Annotated in this window: 14 protein-coding genes; all 14 read left to right on the forward strand. The window is 41.8% G+C overall.

The genetic code is table 11. The features are described 5' to 3' along the window. The first annotated feature begins 83 nt into the window (after positions 1-83). The 14 genes from OHJ21_RS30670 (at position 84) to pcrA (ending at position 18734) form a co-directional block, all read left to right on the forward strand. Positions 84-881, forward strand: coding sequence for an ABC transporter permease (locus OHJ21_RS30670; RefSeq protein WP_100540881.1), 798 nt, complete (start codon positions 84-86; stop codon positions 879-881). Then, positions 871-2094: an ABC transporter ATP-binding protein gene (locus OHJ21_RS30675; protein ID WP_015737669.1), complete on the forward strand. Its 1224-nt coding sequence runs from the start codon at positions 871-873 to the stop codon at positions 2092-2094. Before OHJ21_RS30670 ends, OHJ21_RS30675 begins: the two co-directional genes overlap by 11 nt. After that, a complete protein-coding gene (locus OHJ21_RS30680; RefSeq protein ID WP_100540879.1) occupies positions 2084-5380 on the forward strand; it encodes a glycosyltransferase in 3297 nt (1098 codons plus the stop codon). The genes OHJ21_RS30675 and OHJ21_RS30680 overlap by 11 nt, the downstream gene beginning before the upstream one ends. A gap of 32 nt (positions 5381-5412) precedes the next feature. After that, positions 5413-7191: an LTA synthase family protein gene (locus tag OHJ21_RS30685; protein WP_486022120.1), complete on the forward strand. Its 1779-nt coding sequence runs from the start codon at positions 5413-5415 to the stop codon at positions 7189-7191. Between the two features lie 22 nt (positions 7192-7213). Further along, on the forward strand, positions 7214-7957 hold the full coding sequence (locus OHJ21_RS30690) for a sugar phosphate nucleotidyltransferase (protein ID WP_100541348.1): 744 nt from the start codon (positions 7214-7216) through the stop codon (positions 7955-7957). Positions 7958-7970: 13 nt separating this feature from the next. Continuing rightward, entirely contained in the window at positions 7971-8519 is a 549-nt protein-coding gene (rfbC, locus tag OHJ21_RS30695) for a dTDP-4-dehydrorhamnose 3,5-epimerase (protein WP_100540877.1), read from the forward strand. A gap of 11 nt (positions 8520-8530) precedes the next feature. Next, positions 8531-9556, forward strand: coding sequence for a dTDP-glucose 4,6-dehydratase (rfbB, locus tag OHJ21_RS30700; protein WP_100540876.1), 1026 nt, complete (start codon positions 8531-8533; stop codon positions 9554-9556). Continuing rightward, on the forward strand, positions 9553-10434 hold the full coding sequence (gene rfbD / locus OHJ21_RS30705; RefSeq protein WP_100540875.1) for a dTDP-4-dehydrorhamnose reductase: 882 nt from the start codon (positions 9553-9555) through the stop codon (positions 10432-10434). The genes rfbB and rfbD overlap by 4 nt, the downstream gene beginning before the upstream one ends. Positions 10435-10613: 179 nt before the next feature. Next, on the forward strand, positions 10614-11525 hold the full coding sequence (locus OHJ21_RS30710) for a glycosyltransferase family 2 protein (protein WP_100540874.1): 912 nt from the start codon (positions 10614-10616) through the stop codon (positions 11523-11525). After that, entirely contained in the window at positions 11522-12922 is a 1401-nt protein-coding gene (locus OHJ21_RS30715) for an undecaprenyl-phosphate glucose phosphotransferase (protein WP_100540873.1), read from the forward strand. Before OHJ21_RS30710 ends, OHJ21_RS30715 begins: the two co-directional genes overlap by 4 nt. Positions 12923-13379: 457 nt before the next feature. Continuing rightward, the gene (locus OHJ21_RS30720; RefSeq protein ID WP_100540872.1) at positions 13380-13985 is read left to right on the forward strand and encodes a class I SAM-dependent methyltransferase; all 606 of its coding nucleotides are present in this window, start codon (positions 13380-13382) and stop codon (positions 13983-13985) included. 133 nt (positions 13986-14118) lie between these two features. After that, the gene (locus tag OHJ21_RS30725; protein ID WP_486022124.1) at positions 14119-14991 is read left to right on the forward strand and encodes a phosphatidylinositol-specific phospholipase C/glycerophosphodiester phosphodiesterase family protein; all 873 of its coding nucleotides are present in this window, start codon (positions 14119-14121) and stop codon (positions 14989-14991) included. 423 nt (positions 14992-15414) lie between these two features. Continuing rightward, positions 15415-16104, forward strand: a complete 690-nt coding sequence (gene pcrB, locus OHJ21_RS30730; protein ID WP_486022126.1) for a heptaprenylglyceryl phosphate synthase — start codon at positions 15415-15417, stop codon at positions 16102-16104. A gap of 299 nt (positions 16105-16403) precedes the next feature. Continuing rightward, the gene (pcrA, locus tag OHJ21_RS30735) at positions 16404-18734 is read left to right on the forward strand and encodes a DNA helicase PcrA (RefSeq protein WP_486022128.1); all 2331 of its coding nucleotides are present in this window, start codon (positions 16404-16406) and stop codon (positions 18732-18734) included. Positions 18735-18820 lie beyond the last annotated feature (86 nt).

An 18820-nucleotide genomic window follows, 5' to 3' on the forward strand; every position in this document is an offset into this window, starting at 1 on the left:
GCTCCTTTTCTTGTAGATACGACAATATTTTAGCATAATAATTATTCTAATACACATTTAGAGATTTAATTTATGGAGGAATTATGAGAAATCCTATCAGTTATTTTATGGATAAGAAAGATTTAATAATGGAACTAACTAAACGAGACTTATTGCTTAGATATAAAGGCTCCTATCTTGGAGTAGTATGGTCTATTTTGAACCCATTATTTATGTTAGTCATTTATACTTATTTTTTCAGCTTTGTTCTCCAGTCTCGTTGGGGGCAACAAGGAACGAGTACACTTGACTTTGCACTAATATTATTCTGCGGTATTTCTACGTTTAATTTTTTTTCTGAGATTGTCACCAAGTCTCCTTCTTTGATCTTAAGTAATGTGAATTATGTAAAAAAGGTAGTTTTCCCTTTGGAGGTACTTCCAGTCGTCTCTCTTTTTTCTGCATTTGTTCAACTAATAATTAGCTTAGTTATTCTTATGATTGGAAATTTAATCATAAATGGGGTAATTTATTGGACTGTTGTCTTCCTGCCGCTTGTCCTTCTACCTCTTGTGTTGCTCTCGTTGGGCATTGCTTGGTTTCTTTCTTCTGTAGGTGTCTTTTTTAGAGATATTCAACATATTTTAGTGGTCGTAGTCCAAGCACTTATGTTTCTGAGTCCAATATTCTACCCTATCAGTATAATTCCTGAAACATTAAGGCCGATTTATTACATTAATCCTATAGGTTATGTTGTCGAAGATATGCGTAACATCTTAATTTGGGGATCTACTCCTAATTGGACATGGTGTTTAGTGGGGACATTGGTAGGTCTGATTATATTTATGTTGGGTATTGCTTGGTTTAGAAAAACTAAAGGAGCGTTTGCAGATGTTCTTTGATAACGCAATTGAACTTTCAAATATAAACAAATGTTATAGAATTTATAATAGGCCACAAGATCGGATTATCCAGAGCTTCTCGAAAAACAAAAAAAAATATGATGAATTTTGGGCGCTGAGAGATGTGTCTTTCAAGGTAAAGAGAGGCACCACTATAGGTATAATCGGTAAGAATGGTTCGGGAAAAAGCACAATACTTCAAATTATAGCAGGAACACTTAACCCAACATCCGGAGAAAAAACGATAAACGGTAGAATAGCTGCTTTACTAGAACTGGGGAGTGGCTTTAATCCGGAATTTACAGGAAGAGATAATGTTATTATGCAAGGTACAATTATGGGATTAACAAAAAAACAAATCCTTGATCAAATGGAATCAATCGAAAAATTTGCAGGGATAGGTGAATTCATTGAACAACCAATTAAAACTTACTCATCAGGAATGTTGGTTAGGTTGGCTTTTGCCTGTGCAGTGCATGTAGATCCTGACATTTTAATTGTTGATGAGGCATTAGCTGTAGGCGATATGCAATTTCAACTAAAATGTATCGAGAAAATGAAATCATTTAAAGAACAGGGGAAAACGATACTGTTTGTTAGTCATGATTCATATTCGATTAGGAATTTTTGTGATGAGGTAATTTGGATGATGGATGGTCAAGTTCATGCGCGAGGTGATGTGAATACTGTAATTGAACAGTATGAAGACTTCGTAAAATATGGACTTGAAAAAGTAGAAGAGTCTAATGAAAAAGTAGAAGCAATTGAAAGGAAAGAGCATCTTTCCATCGATCAAGTTGTTTTTCTTGATAAGACAGGTACAGTAAATTCGAAGTTTAAAATGGGTGGGAATATATTTGTTGAAGTAACATACACAATCCACAAACCAATTGATGGTCTTGTAGGCGGTGTTGCAATTTTCGATAATCAGGGCACTTACATTTGCGGACTAAACACTAAGATTGACGAAAAAGCTTTAGAAGGAAGTTGTGGAACCTATAAATTAATTCTTGAGTATAAGGAATTAAACTTGTTACCGGGTACGTACCTAGTTGATGTAGGCTTTTTTGAGAGTTCAGCTCTTATTAGATATGACTATAAAAGTCGTGTGAATTCATTTTGGGTTGAACATCCGGAGTATGTTGCGGAAGGTTTAGTTTTGCTAGATCATAATTGGCAAAGTAAGGTGGTAGCAATCAGCAATGAAGTATAAATATAACATTGATATGTCGAGTGACAATTCTCTTTCATTAATATTGAGACAAGTTAAGCCTGGATCACGTGTTCTAGAGTTTGGACCGGCACTTGGATATATGACCCAGTATCTCAAAGAGGAACTTGGATGCGTCGTATATTGTGTGGAAATAGATGCTGATGCAGCTTCTATCGCTTCTCAGTTTTGCGATAAAATGATTGTGGCAGATTTGGATGAACTAGAATATTGGGGTTCTCAGTTAGGAGAACGGCAATTTGACTTTCTTATATTTGCGGATGTGCTAGAACATTTAAGGGATCCATGGAATGTATTGACATACTCCAAAAAATTCCTTGATGAAGAAGGGAAGGTCTTAACATCTATTCCTAATATAGGACATAATGCTGTAATCATGAAACTGCTCCTTGGTGAATTTGATTATACCAATTTAGGGCTGTTAGATAACACCCATATCCGCTTTTTTACAAGAAAAAGCGTACACAGCCTTATGGAACGTGCGGGATTAGAGATCGTTGATTCTTACGAGTCAGTTCTAAAACCTGAAGAAACAGAGTTAAGGCAACGATATAGTGATTTTCCTAATAGTTTGCAAAAATATCTTCAAAGGAAATCTGATAGTGATGTGTATCAATTTATTAACGTATCCAGGAAAAAGACTGTCAATTCCACGGAAGTAAATAATTATGTGAACGAAGTAAATCTGTACCATCAAGCATCGCTGAAATTTACACCCGATTTTCAAGGCGAAACAGAAGTAGTATCTTTGCCTAGTAATGGTGGCTATACCGAACTAAGTTTTAAGGTCGTGGGATCAGGAACTGAACAACTAAATATCCTGATTGACTGCATTGCACCCGCGTTTTTAGAAATAACAAAGCTTGAATTCCTGGATGAAAACAATAATCTTATTTTAAATTGGTTTAACCCAGCTATCACAGAATCATTACTTAGATATAGTGAAGGTGCAATTAAATTACCGAGTATGCAAACACGGAGATTTCTGATTCTGGATGAGTCTACTCAGATCATTTGTGATTTTCCGGAAATCAAAAGAACGAAGGGTATATTTATAATCACGCTCTGTTTGTCCGAAGATGTTCCTACATCAATTGCCGGAGAAGTAAACGGCATTTCGGAATTGATTGCTTCACAGAAGAATGAAATTGCATCGTTAATAGAAACACATCAACTCAAAGAACAAGAGTTAAGTGAAAAGGACGCTCGAAATAGGAGTTTAATAGATGAGCTAACTGGTATACAGGAAGTCCTGTTGAATGAAAAAGATGAGCTAGTTGAAAAAATGAATAGAGCTGAAGAAGTTAATAAAGTTTTGGTGGAAGCTAATTTGGAGGCGAATGCTCTAGTTAATCAATTATTGAACTCCACCTCTTGGAGGTTCACCAAACCTTTAAGAGTAATTAATGAATATAATAAAGCTCTTTATAGAAAGTCGAATAGTGCACTTAAAAGTATCATAAAACCAGTGATAGTAAAAGCAGAGAATTCAAAAACAATAAGAAAGGCTCATGGGAAATTTTTCAACGTCATGAGAAGAACACCTGAACCATTTAGATCACAATTTAAGAAAACATATTATAAACTGCTTTCCCTTAAAACAAAAATAAAATATAAACCTGAAGCAAATTTAGTTACAGAAGTTAATACAAGTGAAAAAAATGAGTATCCTTTAGTATCAATTATTATTCCCGTCTATAATAATGTCGAATACTTAGCTTCTTGCATTGACTCAGCAATCAATCAAACGTATCGACATATTGAAGTTATTATTGTAGATGATTGCTCACCAGATCCAAAAGTAAGCACGATATTAAATACCTACAAAAATAATAAGAAGGTTAGATTATTTAAGAATGAACATAATCAAGGCATTTCAAAGACACAAAATATCTGTATGGCAAAATCAGAAGGGAGCATTATAGCTTTTTTGGACTGTGATGATATTTTGGAGTTGAATGCTATCGAGAAGTGCTTAGAGTATTGGGGACCTGGAACTAAATATTCCTTCACAAATAGAATTCATATTAATGAGGATTCGGAGGAAATTGGAAGGTTTTCTTGTGACCACTTACCGAAAGATAATATATTTGAAGATCATTTGGATGTTAGAATGTATGCGTCACACTTCAAAATGATTAGTAGGGATGTGTTTCTAAAAGTAGGGGTTTTTAATTCGGAATATGATGGTGCACAAGATTATGACATGGTACTGAGAGTAGCGTTTCATTATCCAAACTCCGCATTTGTTCATGTACCAGAATTCCTATATAAACATCGTATCCATACCAATCAAAAATCAATAAAATCTAACGATAAGCAGAAAAATATGTCTATCGTCATCTCCGATCAAGCAAAACTGCGTCGGTCAATTAGAGATGGTGTTTTTCATAAATTAATATCATTTATAATGATCTCTTTTGGTAAAGAAGATCAAACTTTACAATGTATCCAATCTATTAAGAATACAGTCAAGATTCCACATGAGATTATTCTATTCGAAAATGGCTCTTCCGAATCATGCGTATCATTTATAAAAGACCATATTGAGGGCATACCGGGTGTGAAAGTTATATACAATTCATCAAATTTAGGCCCAGCTGGTGGAAGAAAAGAAGCGATGAAGTATGCAACACCAAATTCATATTATATCTCCCTTGATAACGACATAGAGGTTACTGAAGGTTGGCTTGAAGAATTGTTAGTTCGTGCTGAAGAATCAGATGATATAGGCTCAGTAACTTGTAGAGTGACATTTCCAAGTAATGTACTACAATTTACAGGCGGATATGAAGAAATTTCAGGGAATAGAGTTCAATTCAAGTTGTACAATATTAACAAATCAGTGTATGACCTCTCAACATTAGAAAGATATGATACAGATTGGAATCCGGTAGGGGCAACGTTATTTAAGGGGTGGTTCCCAGAGGTTGAGGGCTACCCAAATGTCTATGAAGATTCCGCAATTTCATACATATTGCGGAAATCAGGGAAACGACTTGTTAATTCTCCAAACTCTCTATTAATTCATCATCATATTATGTTTGACGAGGAGAGGAATAAAAAGGAAAAAGAGTATATCCGATTTAGATATAATCCTCAATTGATGTTGAGATCATTGGCGCAATTTTATTTTGATTATAAATTAATCATTGATGATGATTATATATATTCCAGTAACAATATTGATATCAGTAAATTATCCGATCAAGAAGTGATTGAAACTTTTGAAAACATCATAAACACTAGGAGAACAGTTATAAAGTAATGAACATAATCAGGAATAAGCGCATCCATAGAATGCTCACGGTATTATTAGGAACTTTTGTTGGTCTGATTATCCTAGAATCTATAATCAGAGGCAGTTTAACTTTAACATTTGTATGGATCGGCGATAGCTTTGGGGCTTTTATTATCAATTATTTATTATGTATATCAATTCTATTGATATTAGTGTCTGTGATTCCGAACTTTATTGTTGGTTTTAGTTTATATCAGTTGTTAATGTCATTGTTTGGATTAATTCAGAAATATAAAATGAATTTTTTAGAGGAGCCCTTCTTCCCATGGGATTTTATATTTGCCAAACAAATTTTAAATCTCCTGCCTGGTATGTATAAAGAAATAAACTTTATATATCTGCTTTTTTTAGCTGTATTATTAATTGCTTCAATTAAATTCAGGAAGCGAGTATTAGCTGTTAGAATATCCCTTCTAGAAAGGGGAGTAGTATTCTTTTTCTCAGTTTGTATAATTATTTCATTCTGCCTATGGGATAAAATCCCTTTATCAAAAAGTGTCTTAAACAAAATGAATATTGTAAATATTAATTGGGAGCAGACGCTGAATTACAAGGAGAACGGATCCTTGTTAGGTTTTGTATTAAATGTTCCTAATGCAATAGTTGTTCCGCCCGCGAACTATAATAAAGAAAACATACTTCAGATAGTCAATTCCATAAATAGTCCAACGAGTTCGACAATATATAACGCTATGGAAGAGGCTCCTAATATTATTTATATTATGAATGAAGCATTCTGGGATCCAACAATATCCAAAAATATTGACTTTTCAGAGAATCCCCTTTCTTTTTATAATTCCTTAAAAGATAGTAGTACGACAGGTTGGTTGTTATCGCCTCAATTTGGAGGCGGTACATCTAACGTTGAGTTTGAAGCTCTAACAGGTTTGTCCATGCGGTTTTTACCGCAAGGGTCAATGCCTTATCAACAATACATTAAAAGACCGTATCCTTCTCTAGCCGATGTATTGAAAAAGAGCGGTTATCAAACCATCGCTTTACATTCTTATGTAAAATGGTTTTGGAATAGGGATAATGTTTACCGGCATTTTAATTTCGATAAATTTATTGGTGAAGACGATTTTGTTAATCCTGAGAGACGGGGAGTATATATTGCGGATATTGAAGTGTCTAAAAGAATAATTGAAGAAATACATGGAAGCGAAAAGCCTACATTCATATATGCAATAACAATGCAAAATCACTCAGCTTATAACAAAGAATCTAAGTATCCATCAGAAATTGAAATTACTGGTGAAATTAGAGAAAAGACAAAGGAAGTTTTAGAGATATATTCGCAAGGAGTAAAAGATGCAGACGAAGCATTAAAATATTTAATAGATAATATTAACGAGCCTACAATTGTAGTTTTTTTTGGTGATCATTTACCGAATTTAGGTTCGGATGTTTACCAAGATTTGGATTCTGGTGAAAATGAAGGACTTGAACAACAAAAATATTTAAAAAGTACTCCATTATTAATATGGAACAATCTTGGTAAAAGTATAGATACACACTTAGATGGGATTAGTCCTTCTCTTCTTCTTCCTAAAGTTTTTCAACTAGCAAACTTACAGCCGCCACTATTTTATGATTTTCTTCAAGAACTTAATCAAGAATACATTGGTTTATCCAAAGACCTAATGATTAAAAGTAATGGAGAATTATTAAATGAAGTAGAAGTAGGTAAGGAAGATATTTTGGATAAATACGAATTGTTGGAATATGATTTACTGTTTGGAGACAAGTTTAGTGAAGAAAATTTATTTAAGCAATAAAAAAAGAAAGAAGATGAGTTCATTGAAAGGAATTATATTAGCAGGTGGCACAGGCTCACGCCTCTACCCATTAACCAAAGTTACCAATAAACATTTACTTCCCGTAGGTAAATATCCAATGATATTTCATTCGATATTTAAACTTAAACATGCAGGAATAAAGGATATTCTTGTCGTGACTGGTAAAGAGCATATGGGTGATGTTGTAAATCTCCTTGGAAGTGGCAAAGAGATGGGAGTTACGTTTACTTATAAAGTTCAAGATGAAGCAGGTGGAATCGCTCAAGCATTGGATCTTGCTGAAAATTTTGTTGGTGTTGATCAAATGGTTGTTATTCTAGGAGATAATGTTTTCGAAGATGACCTTTCTAAGTTTGTTGAAAATTTCAGAGAACAGGAGAAGGGTGCTAAGATATTAATTCAACAAGTTGAAGATCCGAGAAGGTTTGGCGTCCCTGAGATACAAGGTAACCGCATTGTATCCATAGAAGAAAAGCCGAATAATCCAAAATCCAATTATGCAGTAACTGGAATTTATATGTTTGATCATCATGTATTTGAAATTGTCAAAACATTGAAGCCTTCCGCACGTGGTGAATTAGAGATCACAGATGTTAATAATGCATATATTGCTAGAGGTGAGCTGACTTATGATGTCCTAAATGGTTGGTGGACTGATGCGGGTACACATGCTTCCTTAGCAAGGGCCAATGAATTAGCTCATGACTTGGTGTTTACAGAGGAATTCGGTAAATTAAAAATTTAGGAGGAGTGGGACTATGATTATCACCTCTATGTCTTTAAATGGTGTTAACCTGCTTGAACCAAAAGTCCATGGGGATAATAGGGGTTTTTTTATGGAGAGCTATAACACCGCTGTTTTAAAAGAACATAATATTGATCATTATTTCATTCAGGATAATCACTCTCTTTCATCCGATGCAGGTGTCTTGAGAGGGTTGCATTATCAGCTAAACCCTAAAGGACAAACCAAATTGGTTCGTGTCCTTTCAGGGGCAATATACGATGTTGTTGTTGATATTCGCAAAAATTCCCCCACTTTTGGCAATTGGGTTGGTGTGATTCTTAGCGAGTACAATAAACGCCAAATACTGGTACCAAAAGGGTTCGCACATGGATTCTGTACACTTGTTCCAAATACACAAGTTTTTTATAAAGTAGATGAATTTTATTCCCCAGAACACGACAGGGGAATATTATGGAATGATCCGGCTTTAGGGATCGATTGGCCAACTTCAAATCCGATTCTTTCAGATAAAGATAAAAACCACCCGTTACTGAAGAACGCAGAATTGAACTTTAACTAGGGGGGACTTCAATGAAACTACTTGTTACCGGCGGTGCTGGATTTATTGGAAGCAATTTTGTTATATACATGTTACAGCAGTATCCCACATATGAGATCATCAACATGGATGCCTTAACTTATGCAGGGAATTTGGAGAACCTCAAATCCGTTGAAAATAATGCTAACTATACGTTTGTTAAAGCAGATATCGCGAATAAAGAAGCGGTTGAGCAAATTTTTGAGCAGCATCAGATTGAGGTTGTGGTTAACTTTGCTGCTGAGTCTCATGTGGACCGAAGCATTCTAGAGCCAGAAGTATTTGTGAACACTAATGTGCTTGGAACTCAGGTTTTGTTGGATGCGGCCAAAAAACATAATGTAACGAAGTTTGTACAAGTATCAACCGATGAGGTTTATGGGTCACTGGGTGAAACTGGACTTTTTACTGAAGAGACGCCCCTGGCTCCTAACAGTCCATATTCCGCTAGTAAAGCAGGAGGAGATCTGCTGGTTAGAGCTTATCACGAGACCTTTGGACTCCCGGTCAATATTACACGTTGTTCTAACAACTACGGCCCTTTTCAATTTCCAGAAAAGCTAATCCCGCTTATGATCTCCCGTGCACTTAATGATGAAGCGCTACCTGTCTACGGCGATGGGTTGAATATCCGGGATTGGTTGTACGTTGAAGATCATTGCAGTGCTATTGACCTGGTTATACACAAAGGCGTTAATGGAGAGGTGTATAACATAGGCGGAAATAATGAACGCACCAATGTTCATATCGTTCAAAAAATACTCCAAGAGCTTGGGAAGCCCGAGTCTCTGATTTCTTATGTAGATGATCGCCCGGGACATGATCGTCGTTATGGAATTGATCCAACGAAAATCATGAATGAACTTGGTTGGAAACCCAAGCATAATTTCGAGACGGGTATCAAAGAAACGATTCAGTGGTATCTGGATAATAAAGATTGGTGGCAACGTATTCAGTCAGGTGTTTATAGGGAATATGTAACCAAGCAATACGGGAAGCGTTTGGGTGGTCATTCATGAGGGTGCTTGTAACCGGAGCACAGGGGCAGCTTGGGAAGGATGTTGTACGTATATTTACTGACTCTAAGCATGATGTGTTAGGGTATGGAAGAAGTGAACTCGACATCACTGACCTGGCTCAATGCCATAAAATCATTAAGGAAAACAAGCCTGATTGCATCATTCACTGTGCGGCATATACTGCTGTTGACGCTGCCGAGTCTGATATGGATCAGGCCTATCTCATTAATGCCGTGGGAACACGAAATCTTGCAACAGCAGCTGAGTCTTCAGGCTCCAAACTGATCTATATTAGCACGGATTATGTTTTTAACGGTCAAGGTAAGATGCCCTATGTGGAATACGACCAGACTGATCCTCAGAGTGTTTATGGAAAGTCTAAGTTAGCCGGCGAAATCCTTACCCAAACACTCTGCTCCAAGTGGTTTATCGTGAGAACATCATGGGTGTTCGGACTGCAAGGGAATAACTTTGTTAAAACGATGCTCCGTCTAGGTCAAGAAAAACCGCTGTTAAAGGTTGTTAACGACCAAAAGGGTTCACCCACCTACACAACGGATTTGGCTTCTTTCTTGTTAGAGCTCGCCTTAACAGAGAAGTATGGAATCTATCATGCGTCCAATCAGGGAACATGTACATGGTATGAGTTCACCCAGGCGATTTTTGAAGAGTATCAAGAGATTCTTGGATTGGCCATGAAAGCCGAACTAACTCCTTGCACAACTGCAGAATTCCCTCGCCCTGCACCAAGGCCGACTAATTCTGTTCTTGATAATATGTCCATTCGGACGAACGGTTTAACTGACTTACCTCATTGGAGAGATGCCCTGAAACGATTTATGCTTGAAGTAAAGGGCAATCCGACATACCTCGATTGAATATGAGAATAATTAAAAGGGCCTAGTCTGTTAATGATTAGGCTTTTTTTGATTATTGGCTTATATTAGGGGGCACCTTTCATAAAAACTAAAGCATCAATTATCTGATATTCCTTCTTTCCCCATGAACTATGCTATAATGTCGATAGATTACTATATTTGTCAGGAGACGTTATGCAATGGATTTAAGCATTTTAATCGTGAACTACAATACTTGTCAGCTGACGGTGGACTGTTTGCGATCCGTGTTTGCATCAGAGACGGAGTATACATATGAAGTCATTTTGATAGATAACAACTCGAAGGACGAGTCGGTTCAGACCATTCGGGAGTTATTCCCGCAGGTCAAGTTGATCGAGAACACGGAGAATACCGGCTTTGCCAAAGCCAACAATCAGGGGATGGAAGTGGCGGAAGGGCGATATATGCTGCTGCTAAATTCCGACACGATTATCCAGCAGGATACGATACAGACGATGGTCGCTTTTATGGACTACAATCCGATCATTGGTGCTTCCGGCTGTAAAATCGTCCTCCCGGACGGTTCGCTTGATAAGGCTTGCAAAAGAGGGTTCCCGACGCCTTCAGCGTCCTTCTATTATGCTTTTGGGCTCAGCAAGCTGTTCCCGAACAAGCCGGAGTTTAACCAGTATCAGTTGGGGTATTTGAATCCGGACGTCGAGTATCCGGTGGATTGTTTGGTTGGTGCGTTCATGCTGGTACGCCGCGAGACGATCGAGCAGGTAGGCGGGCTGGACGAGACGTTTTTTATGTACGGGGAAGATATCGACTGGTGTTATCGCATCAAGCAGGCGGGATGGGGAATTCACTATTATCCTCGGACCACGATTATCCATTATAAAGGCGGCAGCGCCCGGCGCAGGCCGTTCAAGATCATTTATGAGTTCCACCGGGCGATGATACTTTTTCATCGGAAGCATTACCGGCAGAAATACAACATATTCGTTAATGGAGCCGTCTATGCAGGCGTGGGTTTAAAATTGCTCCTATCCTTGCTTATGAACCGGCTTAAGCCCATTCGTCCGGCAACCATAACGCAATCTTCAGGTGGAGTGGAGGTGAAATCATGATCCGCCAGAACCAAGGCTTTTTGACCAAATTGTATATGATTACCGATTTTGCTTTTATCCAACTGGCATTTTTGTGTGCATGGTGGATCAAGTTTGAGAGCAGCTGGTTTCCGTACGAAAAACCGCTCCCTCTTGAAACCTATACTTTGTGGAGTCTAGTTTATGGTGCAGTAGCCTTGTCTGTTGGCATCATGATCTCCTTATACTCACCGAAGAGGAAAAAACGCTTTGCTGACGAGTTCATGAAGATTTTCCAGATGCATTTCATTGGGATGTTCGTCCTCCTGAGTTTAATGTTCTTCGTGAAGGAAGTGAATATCTCCCGGTGGTATCTTGCCATCTACATGATTCTTAACGTAGCCTTCATTATCCTATACCGATATTTCTTAAAGAAATCTTTAAAGCATTTTCGGGAAAAAGGCTACAATCGCCAATTCGTGCTCATCGTGGGTGCAGGTACGCTGGGCAAGAGATTCTTCAAAAACCTGAAGCAATACCCGGAGCTGGGGTATGAAGTCATCGGTTTCCTGGACGATTACCAGCAGTGGGACGACATCGAAGCGAGACGGCTTAAACCTATTCTCGGTTCGGTTAGCGATCTACATAAGGTGCTAAACGAAAAGCTCGTCGATGAGGTCGTACTAGCACTTCCGCTAAATGCGCATCACAAGTATCCGGAGATCATCGCCGCATGTGAAAAGGCCGGTGTTCGGACGCTGATTATCCCGGACTTTTTCGATTACCTCCCGGCACGGCCGGTGTTTGATAACTTCGCGGGGATGCCGATGATAAACGTGCGTGATATCCCGCTGGATTTAGCAGCAAATCGACTGTTCAAGCGAGCGTTTGATATTGTATTCTCGTTAGTGGCGATTATCCTCACCCTGCCGGTGATGATCGGGATTTACCTCGGTATCCGAATAACCTCCCGGGGACCCGTCATTTTTAAGCAGGAGCGGGTCGGGCTGAACCGCAGGAACTTTTATATGTATAAATTCCGGTCGATGAAGCCGCTGCCGGAAGGGGCGCCGGATACGGGCTGGACCGTGGAGAATGATCCACGCCGCACCAAGTTCGGCTCGTTTCTCCGGAAGACCAGTCTGGATGAGCTGCCGCAGTTCTTTAATGTCCTGTTCGGACATATGAGCGTTGTGGGCCCAAGACCGGAACGCCCTTATTACGTTGAACAGTTCAAAGAGGAGATTCCGAAGTACATGGTGAAACACCACGTACGCCCGGGCATCACGGGGTGGGCGCAGAGCAACGGCCTGCGTGGGGACACTTCGATTGAGGAGCGGATCAAGCACGATATTTTCTACATCGAGAATTGGTCCATTCTGTTTGATATCAAAATCATTCTGCGCACGATCCGCAACGGATTCAAAAACGCATATTGATTGTAATTTAAATGATGACGTCATCTGGCATGAGCCGGATGGCGTCTTTTATTTACCTGTCCTAGAAGCATATTTCGACTAAAGATGCTTACCAAGTGCCGACGCCTCTTATAATGATATCGAATGCTGTCGCTTCCTGTAAGTCTGTGATATAGCCGAGAAAAACTTCGGACATTCGATTCATTCCTCTCACTTAAACATGCATGTACAACACAGCGGACAATAGTAGTCTGGAATGATTTACAAAATATAACTGTAATACTATTATAATGAAATAGTGGACTCATCGATGCATTGCTAGATTATCCATTACGTAGAGTCGCAGATTAGTTATGATGCTCCAATCTCAGTGTTACGGGGATTTCTAATGTTTTCGAAATGATCGTGTTTTCATTTGCCGCTTCATTTGCCTATCAGGAGGATCACATCCAATAAGCATTTTATGGGAGGAATCAATATGGAAAACGCCAAGGTCCAGGATTTCATCGAAAGCAGCCAAGAGCAATGGGACGAAGAGTACAGATCCCGCATGTGGGATTATTTATCGGACATCACGGAATATGCCAGATACTCGGTCGTGTACGGTTACATCAGAAAGTTTAACGGTGACGAGGGCATTCTGGATATGGGATGCGGAGCCGGCCTATTGTTTGAAATGCTGTTAGACAATGAAAAGTCGAATTACACAGGTGTTGACCTGTCCGAGGAAGCAATCAGAATCGCATCCGGCAAAACATCAAGGGACCAATTCCAGAACGCAGACATCAATCACTATGTTCCGCATAAACGCTACGACGTCATCGTTTTTAATGAATCGTTGCAGTATGTGCCCAATACCCCAAGCAAGCTGTTAGAATATGCTCGTTACCTGACACCGGATGGCGTCATCATCTCTTCCCTATATTCTCATAAGAACACCCAAGATCCTGATTATCTCATGGTAGAACATAAGATTGGCGAGATTGAAAGCTGCGGATTATTTGATGTCGTGGATAAAGTCAGCGTTTTTAACCACAATGCGGGTTTGAAATGGTATATTCATCTTTTGAAGACCAAGAGCTAGTGATCAGCAGCAGTATTTATATAATTCATTCCGTCATTTGGCAGCCCCCAAGTGGCGGTTATTTGTTTTGCCCACCCTTCAACCGGGTATTTACCTAGCAACAGCAATGAACGAATCAAAGGGTGGGGATATCATGAAACGGATCGCAGCTGTCCTTCTATTATTTTCCGCCATAATGATACTGCTTCTGACTCATCTGGAGTTGGAAGAGGAAGAACCGCAAGGATTCGCGGCTTACCGCCTGATTGCTCATGCGATGGGAAGCATCGGCGATCAGCCCTATACGAACGCTTACGAAGCTATGGTCGTTAACTATGAGAAAGGTACGCGGGTATTTGAGATTGACTTGATGCTGACGGAGGATCGCAAAGTCGTGGCCAGGCACGAATGGACGGAGAGCATGACGCAGCAGCTGGGTCAGAAGGAGAAACTCCCTGATGATAAGCAGGCAGCGCGCCTGAGCCATGAGGAATTTATTAATACGCCGATTTTGGAGCAATACCGGCCGATGGATATTGAGGGGATCATGGATATGATGGAGCGTCATCCCGATATCTACATCGTGACGGATACGAAGGAGCAGAAGAATCGGGATATACAGTACCTGTTCGCGGAGATTGTAAACGCTGCTAAAGAACGGGATCCGAAACTTCTGGATCGGGTCGTCGTCCAAATTTACAACGAGCCGATGCTGGATATGGTTCAGGACATCTACCCGTTTAAATCGATTATATATACGTTGTATGCCACGCAGGACTCACCCGCCGAGATCACCGCCTTCGTACAGGAGAACCACATTGACGCGGTTACCATGCCGGAGTACAAGGTCAGCCCGAATTTCGTAGCGAAGCTGAGGCAAGCGGGTGCCGTGACCTATGTCCACACCATCAATGATACGAACACCGTGAACAATTATGAAAAATGGGGCGTGTACGGCGTTTACTCGGACCTGCTGACAGAGCCGGAGTTGGAGCAGAACAGCCTGAGGTATACCATTAAAAAGTGACTCGCATAGAGGGGGCATGGCTTAATTCATGCTGCATGGCCCGTCTATGGAGTAGGCTTTTCTTCATATATAGTGAAGCTGAACATCGAAGTCCGCTATCTCCAAAAGAGACGCGGGCTTTTTCATGCTATCAGAAAGGATAAACTTCGAAGCATGGCCTACTTGATATCACAGAAAACCACCATCTATATGTCTGGGATTGTGCGTCATGTGGTCCGGGATTATACGTTGGTAGACATTTTTTAGCGAAATATCCGCCCGAATCCCTTTCCAGCAGCCCGGTTCGGATATCGGCTGAACGGATAAACCACAATTACCAAAAAAAATGTTCGTATTTTATGCGAACATAAATTGACTTGCTTACCGTGCTAGCATAGACTTATTTTAGTATAATAGTAACCCGTGAACGTGGAGGAATGACGCTTGAAAGAGATGATACAATCCTGGAGGCATGTGTTTAAGCTGGATCCCGACAAGGAGATCGATGACGAGACCCTTGATGCGGTATGTTTGTCAGGAACCGATGCCATCATGGTCGGAGGCTCAACCGGAGTCACTTATGAAAATACCGTGGACCTGCTGTCCCGAGTTCGACGTTACGAGCTGCCGTGCGTGCAGGAAGTATCCGATCTGGAAGCCGTTGTACCCGGATTTGATCTATATATGGTCCCGATGGTCATGAATACGCAGGATCCGACCTGGATCATGGGCCGGCATCGCGAAGGAATCGAACACTACGGGTATATGATCCCGTGGGATCTCGTTGTGACCGAAGGTTATATCGTATTGAACGAGAATGCCGCGGTGGCGAAGCTGACCGGAGCAGAGACTTCGATTGAAGCGAGTGCTGCCGCTGCTTATGCACAGATCGCGGACAAGCTGATGAATCTGCCAGTTGTGTACCTGGAATATAGCGGCACGTTCGGGGATATGGAAACTGTCCGTACGGTTCGAAGATCGCTGGATAATGCCCGTTTGTTCTACGGTGGCGGAATAACCAATGCCGAGCAGGCACAGGAGGCTGCAGCTATCAGTGATACGATCGTTGTGGGCAACGTGGTGTACGAACATCTGGTGCAGGCGCTCGAAACGGTCAAGGCCGTGAAGGGCTGAGTGGTTTCTGTATTCCATCTGCTAAAAAAATAGAGACGCGTTACGGTAACCTTAGGTTCTATAATTAGTGTGTCTTTTCCATCTGTCTTGTGACGGATGAGCCTGTATTTATTTCATTTAAATATTGTAATTCATTAAGCTAAGCAGCGCAGAAATCAGAGTGTCTTAGACACGCAGCAAACTACACCCTATCCATTCTCTTTAATGTAATTGATCTGCCAGACCGAAACCTTTTTTCATCTTTTCACCTTTAACCAGGTTCTCCCTTATCAAATCTACACCTATTAGGAGGCAACACTATGCATTCCATTGATATACACGACGCCGTCAGACGTCTGAATCCACAGCAGCGTCAAGCCGTTGAAGCAACCGACGGACCGCTGCTCATTATGGCGGGTGCCGGCTCCGGCAAGACGCGGGTGCTGACGCACCGGATCGCGTACCTGATCGCCACGCGCAAAGCCGCACCATGGAGCATCCTTGCAATTACCTTTACGAATAAAGCAGCCCGCGAGATGCAGGAGCGGGTATCCAAGCTGGTTGGCCGGGAAGGCCAGGACATCTGGGTATCAACGTTCCACTCGATGTGCGTGCGGATTTTGCGTAAAGACATTGAACGGATCGGCTTTACCTCGAATTTTAGTATTTTGGATTCGACCGATCAGCTGTCCGTTATTCGGAACGTGATGAAGCAGCACAACATCGATCCGAAGAAATTCGAGCCGAAGGCGATTCAAGCCGCCATGAGCGCGGCCAAGAATGAGCTGATCTCCCCGCAGCAGTATGAACAGAAAGCCGGAGACTATTTTGAATCCCTTGTAGCCAAGGCATACACCGAATATCAGAAACGCTTGAAGAGCAACAATTCGCTTGATTTCGACGATCTGATCATGACCACGATTCAGCTGTTTAAGGAAGTGCCGGAGGTTCTCGATTTCTACCAGCGCAAATTCCAGTATGTCCACGTGGACGAATACCAGGATACCAACCGGGCGCAGTACATGCTCTGTCGCATGCTGGCGGACAGCCATCACCGTATCTGCGTTGTCGGTGACAGCGATCAGTCGATCTACCGCTGGCGTGGCGCGGATATCACGAACATCCTGAATTTTGAGCAGGATTATCCCGAGGCGCGGACGATTCTGCTGGAGCAGAATTACCGTTCTACTGCGAATATTTTGAACGCTGCCAACAATGTCATTGGCCTGAATACAGGCCGCAAGCCGAAGAATCTGTGGACCGAGCAAGGTGAAGGACCAAAGATTAAGGTGTTCCGCGGGGATACGGAGCATGATGAGGGGTATTTTGTGACCTCGGAAATTAGCAAGAACATCAAGGACGGCAAGAACTATCAGGACCACGCGATTCTGTATCGGACCAATGCGCAGTCCCGGGTGATCGAGGAAATTCTGATCAAGTCGGATATTCCATACCAGATCGTCGGGGGCATTAAGTTCTATGATCGCAAAGAGATCAAGGACATGCTTGCTTATCTTCGCCTGATTTCCAATCCGGACGACGATATCAGCTTGACGCGGATCATTAATGTGCCAAAAAGAAGCATCGGGGACACAACCGTCGCGAAGCTGGCGGCTGCAGCCGCAGAGCGGGGCATCTCGATCTTCCGCGTGCTGGAAATCGTGGACGACCTCGGTTTTGCCGGACGGACGCGCAACGCGCTGGTCGGCTTCTACGACATGATTGCCGCGCTCAGCCGAATGGTCGAGTTTCTGTCGGTCACTGAGCTTACGGAAAAAATACTCGAGATGTCCGAATACCGCCTCGAACTGCAAAACGAGAATACAATCGAATCCAGATCCCGTCTTGAGAACATCGACGAGTTCCTGTCGGTGACGCAAGAGTTTGAAAAGAATAACGAGGATAAATCCCTCATTTCCTTCCTTACGGATCTTGCGCTGATCGCGGACATCGATTCGATGAACGATGACGAAGAAGACCGTGACGACGCTGTCGTACTCATGACGATGCACAGTGCCAAAGGTCTGGAGTTCCCGGTCGTGTTCATTATCGGCATGGAGGAAGGGGTATTCCCACACAGCCGTGCCTTTATGGATAACGAAGAGCTGGAAGAGGAGCGCCGGCTTGCTTATGTAGGCATCACGCGAGCAGAGAAGCAGCTGTTCCTGTCCTGTGCACGCATGCGTACGCTATTTGGCCGCACGACGGCGAACCCGCCTTCACGCTTCCTGGAGGAAATCCCGGAAGAGCTGAAGGAAGACACTCAGATGGCGCATGACCGATACCGCCGTGGTAGCGGGGGCAATGTGGGCGGATCTTATGCAGGACGCGGCTTCGGCGGCGGTGGAGGCAGCAACTTTGGGGGAAGCCGTAGCGTGGACCTCTCCCTCAGCGGTTCGACGGCATCCGCGCAAGCCGCACCGAAGAGCCGGGTGACGATGACAACCGGTGCTGTATCCCGTTCAGCGGCCGCTTCCGGCAGCGGGGAATTTAAAGCCGGCGACAAAGTAGCCCATGGCAAATGGGGAACTGGTACGATTGTAGCAGTAAAAGGCAGTGGCAACGACATGGAATTGCAGATTGCATTCCCGGCGCCTGTGGGCGTGAAACGTCTGCTTGCCGGCTTCGCGCCGATTACGAAGGTGGAGTAGCCGCGGACGATGGCAATTGCTGCATGTTAAGAGCAGGATGTTTGGACAACAATGTAATACAATGGTTGAACAACAGTCCACATAAG

The sequence above is a fragment of the Virgibacillus sp. LDC1 genome, from assembly GCF_025792345.1.
In the GTDB taxonomy this organism is placed as follows: Bacteria; Bacillota; Bacilli; order Paenibacillales; family Paenibacillaceae; genus Paenibacillus_AQ; species Paenibacillus_AQ lautus.

Excerpts from the sequence above, each read along its gene's own strand:
- OHJ21_RS30680 (WP_100540879.1), top strand. The coding sequence starts at position 2,084 with ATGAAGTATAAATATAACATTGATATGTCGAGTGACAATTCTCTTTCA.
- OHJ21_RS30715 (WP_100540873.1), top strand. The coding sequence starts at position 11,522 with ATGATCCGCCAGAACCAAGGCTTTTTGACCAAATTGTATATGATTACC.
- OHJ21_RS30670 (WP_100540881.1), top strand. The coding sequence starts at position 84 with ATGAGAAATCCTATCAGTTATTTTATGGATAAGAAAGATTTAATAATG.
- rfbD (WP_100540875.1), top strand. The coding sequence starts at position 9,553 with ATGAGGGTGCTTGTAACCGGAGCACAGGGGCAGCTTGGGAAGGATGTT.
- OHJ21_RS30675 (WP_015737669.1), top strand. The coding sequence starts at position 871 with ATGTTCTTTGATAACGCAATTGAACTTTCAAATATAAACAAATGTTAT.
- rfbC (WP_100540877.1), top strand. The coding sequence starts at position 7,971 with ATGATTATCACCTCTATGTCTTTAAATGGTGTTAACCTGCTTGAACCA.
- OHJ21_RS30710 (WP_100540874.1), top strand. The coding sequence starts at position 10,614 with ATGGATTTAAGCATTTTAATCGTGAACTACAATACTTGTCAGCTGACG.
- OHJ21_RS30685 (WP_486022120.1), top strand. The coding sequence starts at position 5,413 with ATGCTCACGGTATTATTAGGAACTTTTGTTGGTCTGATTATCCTAGAA.
- pcrA (WP_486022128.1), top strand. The coding sequence starts at position 16,404 with ATGCATTCCATTGATATACACGACGCCGTCAGACGTCTGAATCCACAG.
- rfbB (WP_100540876.1), top strand. The coding sequence starts at position 8,531 with ATGAAACTACTTGTTACCGGCGGTGCTGGATTTATTGGAAGCAATTTT.
- OHJ21_RS30725 (WP_486022124.1), top strand. The coding sequence starts at position 14,119 with ATGAAACGGATCGCAGCTGTCCTTCTATTATTTTCCGCCATAATGATA.
- OHJ21_RS30720 (WP_100540872.1), top strand. The coding sequence starts at position 13,380 with ATGGAAAACGCCAAGGTCCAGGATTTCATCGAAAGCAGCCAAGAGCAA.